The sequence below is a fragment of the Pedobacter sp. 01N416 genome (assembly GCF_056399685.1).
This window is the reverse complement of sequence record NZ_JBFTRT010000228.1, coordinates 1-7,558: the sequence shown is the minus strand read 5'-3', so window position 1 is coordinate 7,558 and position 7,558 is coordinate 1. Positions and strand designations below refer to the sequence as shown.

Annotated in this window: 8 protein-coding genes; 1 reads left to right on the top strand and 7 read right to left on the bottom strand. The window is 39.0% G+C overall.

What is annotated here, in order from left to right; all coding sequences use genetic code 11:
• From AC1DND_RS14025 to AC1DND_RS14010, 4 genes are all read right to left on the bottom strand, one after another.
• Positions 1-439 (bottom strand): hypothetical protein (locus tag AC1DND_RS14025; protein WP_477582450.1); only part of this gene is annotated, 439 nt, incomplete at its 3' end.
• Positions 440-1,462 (bottom strand): UDP-glucose 4-epimerase GalE, encoded by a 1,023-nt coding sequence (gene galE / locus AC1DND_RS14020; protein WP_477582449.1) that lies wholly within the window; start codon positions 1,460-1,462, stop codon positions 440-442.
• Position 1,463: 1 nt separating this feature from the next.
• Positions 1,464-2,453 carry a UDP-glucuronic acid decarboxylase family protein gene (locus AC1DND_RS14015; RefSeq protein ID WP_108197729.1) on the bottom strand — a complete coding sequence of 330 codons (990 nt, stop codon included), beginning with the start codon at positions 2,451-2,453 and terminating at the stop codon, positions 1,464-1,466.
• Position 2,454: 1 nt separating this feature from the next.
• Complete coding sequence (locus tag AC1DND_RS14010) at positions 2,455-3,765, bottom strand: UDP-glucose dehydrogenase family protein (protein WP_477582447.1); 1,311 nt, start codon at positions 3,763-3,765, stop codon at positions 2,455-2,457.
• Between the two features lie 205 nt (positions 3,766-3,970).
• Between AC1DND_RS14010 and AC1DND_RS14005 the strand changes: the two genes are divergently transcribed.
• The gene (locus tag AC1DND_RS14005) at positions 3,971-5,218 is read left to right on the top strand and encodes a 3-deoxy-D-manno-octulosonic acid transferase (RefSeq protein ID WP_477582445.1); all 1,248 of its coding nucleotides are present in this window, start codon (positions 3,971-3,973) and stop codon (positions 5,216-5,218) included.
• Here AC1DND_RS14005 and AC1DND_RS14000 read toward each other — a convergent pair.
• From AC1DND_RS14000 to AC1DND_RS13990, 3 genes are all read right to left on the bottom strand, one after another.
• Positions 5,196-5,702 (bottom strand): gluconokinase, encoded by a 507-nt coding sequence (locus AC1DND_RS14000; RefSeq protein WP_477582443.1) that lies wholly within the window; start codon positions 5,700-5,702, stop codon positions 5,196-5,198. The two genes, AC1DND_RS14005 and AC1DND_RS14000, sit on opposite strands and share 23 nt — an antisense overlap.
• A gap of 7 nt (positions 5,703-5,709) precedes the next feature.
• Positions 5,710-6,720 carry a ferrochelatase gene (gene hemH, locus AC1DND_RS13995; RefSeq protein ID WP_477582441.1) on the bottom strand — a complete coding sequence of 337 codons (1,011 nt, stop codon included), beginning with the start codon at positions 6,718-6,720 and terminating at the stop codon, positions 5,710-5,712.
• Positions 6,721-7,026: 306 nt separating this feature from the next.
• The coding region (locus tag AC1DND_RS13990) for a fatty acid desaturase (protein WP_477582440.1) at positions 7,027-7,558 on the bottom strand (532 nt) is incomplete at its 5' end.

Here is a 7,558-nt window from a genome sequence, read left to right as displayed (position 1 = left end):
GTTTTTTGAATTTATTTATGGTTACCGCGACAGTTTTTAAGTAAAATATACTGAAAAGCATCATAAAATCGCGATAACCAAAAATTGATTTCTTATAATCAAAAGGGATGGCATTGAGGATAAACAGTTTCAATTCTACCTCACCAACCGGATCTTTAGTCACTTTATAAAAATGATTAACCGAGGTGATCATCTTCCGAACCTTTACCAATGCCTCTTTGGCATTTAGTTTTTTCAATTCCAGAATCTGTTCTTCCACATCGGCTTTAATCCTCTCCTTCCGATCTTCTAAATCGGTTTCATCTTCTAATAATTTGTAATGAAGATGCTCTGTAAGCACTTTATCTTTGGCCACCAAACGCAGCAATAGCTTGTCTTTTTCTTTGACAGGCAATTCTGTTATAGCAGTTTTTAGATCCTTGTGCTCCGATAACTTCATTTAAAAAGGGTTAGCCTTGATGTATTTTTCCCACTCCCATGCAGAGCGCATCATCTCATTGATATCAAGATTGGCTTTCCAGCCCAGTTCTTTATTCGATTTTTGAACGTCGCCATAAATCTGAACAATATCTCCTGCCCTTCTTGGACCGATTTTATACTCAAGCTTCTCTCCATTCACTTTTTCGAAAGCTGCAATAATTTCTAAAACTGAAGAGCCTTTACCGGTACCAATATTGAAAACATCGTAATTACCGTTAGGATTTCCTTCTTCCAGTTTCTTAATCGCTGCAACGTGTGCTTTTGCCAAATCAACCACATGGATATAATCGCGGATGGCAGAACCATCAGGAGTATTGTAATCGTCGCCATAAACCGTAATCGGACCACGTTTGCCAATAGCCGATTGGGTGATGAAAGGGACAAGATTGGCAGGAACACCATTAGGTAATTCGCCAATTAAAGCGGTTTCGTGTGCACCAACCGGGTTAAAATAACGCAAAGCGATTATATTTAAATCAGGTGTTACTGCAGCTGTTTCTGCTAATATTTCTTCGGCAATCTGCTTGGTATTTCCGTAAGGAGATTCAGCTTTCTGTACTGGTGCAGCCTCAGTTACTGGTAAAGTTTCTGGCTGACCATAAACGGTACAAGATGAAGAAAACACAAAATTTATCTTCCTGTTAAACGAAGTTAATAGGTTAATTAAACCGTAAAAATTGTTTTTATAATACTTTAAGGGTTGTTCTACCGATTCGCCAACAGCTTTTGACGCTGCAAAATGGATAATTCCATCAATATCGGTATGGTTTTCTGCAAATTCCTGAACTGCTCTATCATCCTGTAGATCGATTTCATGAAAATCGAACCATTTGCCAGTGATGGCATGAAGCTGGGTTAAAATTTTGATGTTCGAGTTAGAAAGGTTATCGACAATTACGACTTCGTATCCTGCGTTATGTAACTCTACTGCTGTGTGCGAACCTATGTATCCTGTTCCACCAGTAACTAATATTTTTGCCATTTTAACGGTTAAATGTGGTAAAATCTTTATGATCTATCTTCTCCAAAGCCTCTGCAGGCAATGATTTAAAATATTCGTATGTAATCTTCAATCCTTCAGCACGGCCAACTTTTGGCTCCCATCCTAATATCTCTCTCGCTTTGGTAATATCTGGTCTGCGCTGTTTAGGATCATCCTGAGGAAGTTCTTTATAAACAATTTTCTGCGTGGTGCCGGTAAGTTTGATAATTTCCTCGCAGAACTGCTTGATGGTGATTTCATCCGGATTACCAATGTTTACCGGCTGCGCATAATCACTCATCAATAAACGATAAATTCCTTCGATCAAGTCATCAACATAACAGAAAGAGCGTGTCTGACTTCCGTCGCCAAAGATAGTTAAATCTTCGCCTCTTAAAGCCTGTCCGATAAAAGCAGGTAAAACACGTCCATCGTTCAGGCGCATTCTAGGGCCATAAGTGTTAAATATCCTTACAATTCTGGTTTCTACACCATGAAAAGTATGGTAGGCCATGGTGATTGCTTCCTGAAAACGTTTGGCTTCATCGTAAACGCCACGCGGACCAACCGGATTTACGTTACCCCAATATTCCTCTGGCTGAGGATTCACATTTGGATCGCCATATACTTCTGAAGTTGAGGCAATCAGCATTCTTGCATTTTTATTTCTGGCAAGGCCTAAAAGATTATGGGTACCCAATGAACCTACTTTAAGTGTCTGGATCGGGATTTTAAGATAATCGATCGGACTTGCAGGTGAAGCAAAGTGTAAAATGTAGTGAAGTTTACCTGGAATATGTACAAATTTGGAAACATCGTGGTTATAAAACTCGAAATTCTCCAGCTTGAACAGGTGTTCGATATTTGCCATATCGCCTGTAATCAGGTTATCCATTCCGATAACGTGATAACCCTCTTTCACAAAACGATCACAAAGATGCGAACCTAAAAATCCGGCTGCACCTGTAATCAATATTCTCTTCTGACCCATTTTAATCTATTAGTTTTCTACCTATGCTGTTATAATAATAGCCAAGATCGATCATTTTTTGCAAATCGTACAAATTTCGACCGTCGAAAACCACTTTATTTTTTAAGATGTTGTCGATTTTCTCAAAATCAGGGTTACGGAAAACCGACCATTCTGTTGCAATCAACAGGGCGTCAGCACCTTCTAAAGCTTCGTATTGGTTTTTAGCATAATTTACCTGATCGCCAATAACATTTTTAACATTGGCCATTGCCTCCGGATCGAACACGGCAACGGTTGCGCCGTTCTTAACCAGCGCATTAATAATATATAAGGCCGGTGCCTCACGGATATCATCGGTTTCTGGTTTAAAAGCAAGTCCCCAAAGTGCAAAATGTTTGCCCTTGATATCACCTTTATAGTATTTAAGCACTTTGTCAACCAGGATTGTTTTTTGTCTTTCATTAACCTCCATTACCGATTTCAGGATCTGAAAATCGTAGGCATAATCATCAGATGATTTTACCAGTGCCTGAACATCTTTAGGGAAACATGAACCGCCGTAACCTACCCCTGGAAAAAGGAAACGTTTACCGATACGGTCATCAGAGCCTATGCCCCTTCTTACCGAATCAACATCAGCACCTACGAGTTCGCAAAGGTTGGCAACCTCGTTCATGAAGGTAATTTTGGTGGCGAGGAAAGAGTTTGCCGCATATTTAGTCAATTCAGAAGAACGCTCATCCATAAAAAGAATCGGGTTCCCCTGACGTACATAAGGACCGTATAATTCAGCCATCAGCTTTTTCGCTCTTTCGCTTTTAGTTCCTAAAACCACGCGGTCAGGTTTCATAAAATCATCAACTGCTACACCCTCTCTTAAAAACTCGGGATTGGATACCACATCTACTTCAATCGAAGTATTTTCGGCAAAAACAGCCTTTACCTTATCGGCCGTTCCAACCGGAACAGTAGATTTATTTACGATGACCTTATACTCGGTAATCAGTTTTGAAATATCCTTTGCAGCGCCTAAAATATAAGAAAGATCAGCAGCACCATCTCCACCTGGAGGCGTTGGCAAAGCCATAAAAATAATCTGCGCATCTTTTACTGCATCTGCAAGATTTGTTGTAAAAGTCAACCTTTCCTGTTCTATATTTCTATGGAACAAAAGATCTAAACCAGGCTCGTAAATTGGTACTTCACCAGCCTRCATCTGCTTTACTTTCGCTTCATTAATGTCAACACATATTACATCATTTCCTGTTTCTGCTAAACAGGTTCCGGTAACTAAACCTACGTATCCGGTACCAATAACGGCTATCTTCATCTGTTATAATTTATTAAACAATATTAAATTGTTTTTTATCAGTTTTAATGAGCTCGCAAGCTCGGTTATTTTAGCTGCAATGAAGCAATCATAATCTGCCTATTTATTGTATTGAAAGATAGGCCAAACCGTGAGGACTCCATATATTTTTAAGCTTTTTAAATATATTCGTTTTATCTTGGCACGAAGATATGAAATTACACGAATGCTTTTGCTTTACATAATCGGAATTCGGCTTTACACTTTGCTTATCAGGATATTTTCATTATTCAATCCTAAAGCTAAACTGTTTATAAACGGCCGTAAAAATAGCTACACACAAATTGCTCAGAAAATTAATCCGAGCGAAAAACACATATGGTTTCATTTTGCTTCTTTGGGCGAATTTGAGCAGGGCCGGCCAGTTTTAGAAAAATTAAAAACCCTTTATCCTGCTAAGAAAATTGTAGTTACTTTTTTTTCGCCTTCAGGATACGAAATCAGGAAAAATTATGCCCTGGCAGATGTATTTTATCTCCCTATCGATACCGCAGCTAATGCCAAACGTTTTATAGCAAGCATTAATCCGGAAATGGCCATCTTCACCAAATACGAATTTTGGCATTTCTATTTTAAGCAATTAAAAGATCAGGGCATTCCTTTATATGTGATTTCTGGGATTTTTAGAGAAAGTCAGGCTTTTTTTAAATGGTACGGCGGCTTTTACCGCAATATTTTAAAATCTGTTACTTACTTTTTTGTGCAAAACAAAGAGAGCGAAAATCTTTTAAAGTCGATTGGGCTAAATAATGTAACCATAAATGGCGATACCCGTTTCGACCGTGTTTATGAAAATGCGCAATCTCCAAAACAGCTTAGCCTGATCGAAAGCTTTATCGGCAACTCTCCTACATTAGTTTGTGGAAGTACCTGGCCTGAAGATGAAAAAATATTATCGGCTTTACCTGGAAAATATCCTAACTGGAAGTTTATTATCGCGCCACACGAGATCCACGAAAGCCATATTGAAAGTATCGAGAAACAGTTTTCAGCTGGCAGTGTGCGGCTTTCAGTTTTCAGTGCTAAAGGGGAGACTCACAATTCTCAGATCTCAAATCTTAAATCTCAAATCTTAATAATCGACAACATCGGCATGCTTTCTTCTCTCTACCAATATGGAAACGTAGCCTATATTGGCGGCGGTTTTGGAACGGGAATACACAACACTTTAGAAGCTGCAGCGTTTGGTTTGCCTGTAATTTTCGGCCCGAAATACGATAAATTTCAGGAAGCCAAAGATCTAATTGCCATAGGTGCGGCCAAAAGCATTTCTACTGTTGAGGAATTAATCGGTGCTTTCGAGGATTTTGCCAAAAATGAAGATGCCGCAGCGCAGGCCAAAAGATATGTTACAGATAAAAAAGGGGCAACCGATCAGATTATTTCGATGATTACGAAATCAGATCAGCCTTAACAATTTCTTCCACAATCTGGGGAATACCCTGATCAATTGAAACCGTTATCACATCGTGTTCATCAGTATGAGGCTCTTCCAATGTTTCGAACTGGCTTTTTAATAAACTAGAAGGCATGTACTGATGAGATCGCTTAGCAATCCGATCGTGAATTAAATCGAAATTTCCTTTTAAATAAACAAAGCGGATTGATGTATTATCTGTTCTTAGCAAATCGCGGTAAGATCTTTTCAATGCAGAACAGGCAATAATGCATGTTGTACCATCAGCAACATGTTCGCGGCCAACTTTCGCAATCAATTGCAGCCAATCTAAACGATCTGCAYCCGTTAAAGGAATTCCTGCAGCCATTTTATCTACATTACGTTGCGAATGCAGGTTATCGCCATCTATAAATTCAGCATTTATTCTCGGGGCCAAAGCTTTACCAACTACTGTTTTACCACTTCCCGAAACGCCCATTAAAATAATAAAGCTCGCCATATTTAAACTATTTAACCATTCCGGCCAAAGCCTCGATAAACACCGGACTATCGTTTAAACTTTCTACCAACTGAACATGTTCACCACCCAAAGCCTTAAACTCTTCGTGATATTCTACCGTGATTTCGTAAAGCGTTTCTAGACAATCGGCCACAAAAGCAGGGCTAAAAACCAAAAGACGTTTTTTGCCTTCGCCAGCTAATTTCTTCAACACATCGGTAGTATAGGGTTGTACCCATGGCTCTTTCCCTAAGCGCGATTGGAAACAAACGGTATATTGATCTTTTGAGAGATTTAATTCTTTGGCAATTAATCTGGCCGTATCATGTCCTTGTGCAGAATAACAGAATTTATTGGTATCGTTTAATGTCTGACAGCAATCGGCGCTTTTCAAACAGTAACTTCCAGTATGATCGCATTTTAACAATTGACGTTCAGGTAAGCCATGGAAGCTGAACAACACGTGATCGTAGCTTTCTACCTGATGCTTTTTAGCATTTTCTGCAAAAACTTTAATCATCAGTTCGTTATCATGGAATGAATTAACAAATGATATTGGCGGAACCGTTGGCCATYTGCTCACCAGCTCCATTACCAGTTGCATTACCGAGCCGGTGCTTGCAGAGGCATATTGAGGAAACATCGGGATAACCTGAATGCTCTCTACCAAACCGGCTTTTAAATTGGCTAACGCCGATGCAACAGATGGGCTTTGGTAGCGCATGGCCAGCTCTACATGATAATCGTCTCCCAATCTTTCCTGCAGCATTTTAGCCTGTAGCCTGCTGTAATACAAAAGCGGTGAGCCATTTTCATTCCAGATTTCTTTATATAATTTTGCTGTTTTAGGGCTACGGAAAGGAACAATAATACCTTTAACCAATAATGTCCTGTTCAACTTAGGGATATCGATTACCCGCTCGTCCATTAAAAATTGATCTAAGTATTTTTTAACATCTGCCGTTGCCGGACTATCAGGTGTTCCTAAATTTACCAGTAAAATCCCCTTTTTGCTCATTTATAAAGAATATGTTTCGTGGCGCAAATATCGCCTTTTTATTGTTTTTTCCCTATGCTTAAAATGTGATTGCAAACATTTTTTAGTCAAAAAGTGTTATTTCATACTTCCACAAGCTATCGAGCAATAGCCTGCAAATTCATCAGCATGCTGTTTGATGTTACTATCTGGCAATTCGAACAAGTAAAATATTATTTGGAAATTAGTTAGTGTCGGATGGTAACATCCAACACCACGGATATTCATTCGGAACCAGAAAAGATTTGATTTTGCGTCAGATGTTACCATCTGAGACAACGACCTCGACTATCGCTTCATTTTATGCAGTTGCCACCAAGGCATACCTGGTTTTTGGTGATGTTCTAAATGATAGCCAAAAAAGTAACAGGTAATAAAGGCAACAAAATGATTTTTCTGTAAGGTAGAAGAATGATATTCATTATCGTGCTCCCCCTTATGCGGCAAATAGGTTCCGAAATAAAATAACTGAAAAGTGCTTAATAAGGATGGCAGTACCCAAAACAACAGCAGGTTCTTTTCATCAATCCAGATTTTCAACACATTATAAACTATGGCCATAATTACCAATTGAATTATCGTGATATAATTCAGCATGAAACGGAAATACCATTTCCAAAAGCCATACGGCGCAAAATCAGGATCTTCTTCACTGTGTACATGACGGTGGTGCTGGTGATGTTTCGCATACAAACGGTTATAAAAAAAACCTGCGTAGAGAAAAACGGAAAGATAGCCAATAAAATTATTTGTTTTTTGGTTTGGCGATATCGTTCCGTGCATCGCATCGTGGGCGGTAATAAACAAACCTGTATACAAA

What these genes read in the sequence shown, in the direction of transcription:
- galE (WP_477582449.1), bottom strand. Translation starts at nt 1,462, where the DNA reads ATGGCAAAAATATTAGTTACTGGTGGAACAGGATACATAGGTTCGCAC.
- AC1DND_RS14015 (WP_108197729.1), bottom strand. Translation starts at nt 2,453, where the DNA reads ATGGGTCAGAAGAGAATATTGATTACAGGTGCAGCCGGATTTTTAGGT.
- AC1DND_RS14005 (WP_477582445.1), top strand. Translation starts at nt 3,971, where the DNA reads ATGCTTTTGCTTTACATAATCGGAATTCGGCTTTACACTTTGCTTATC.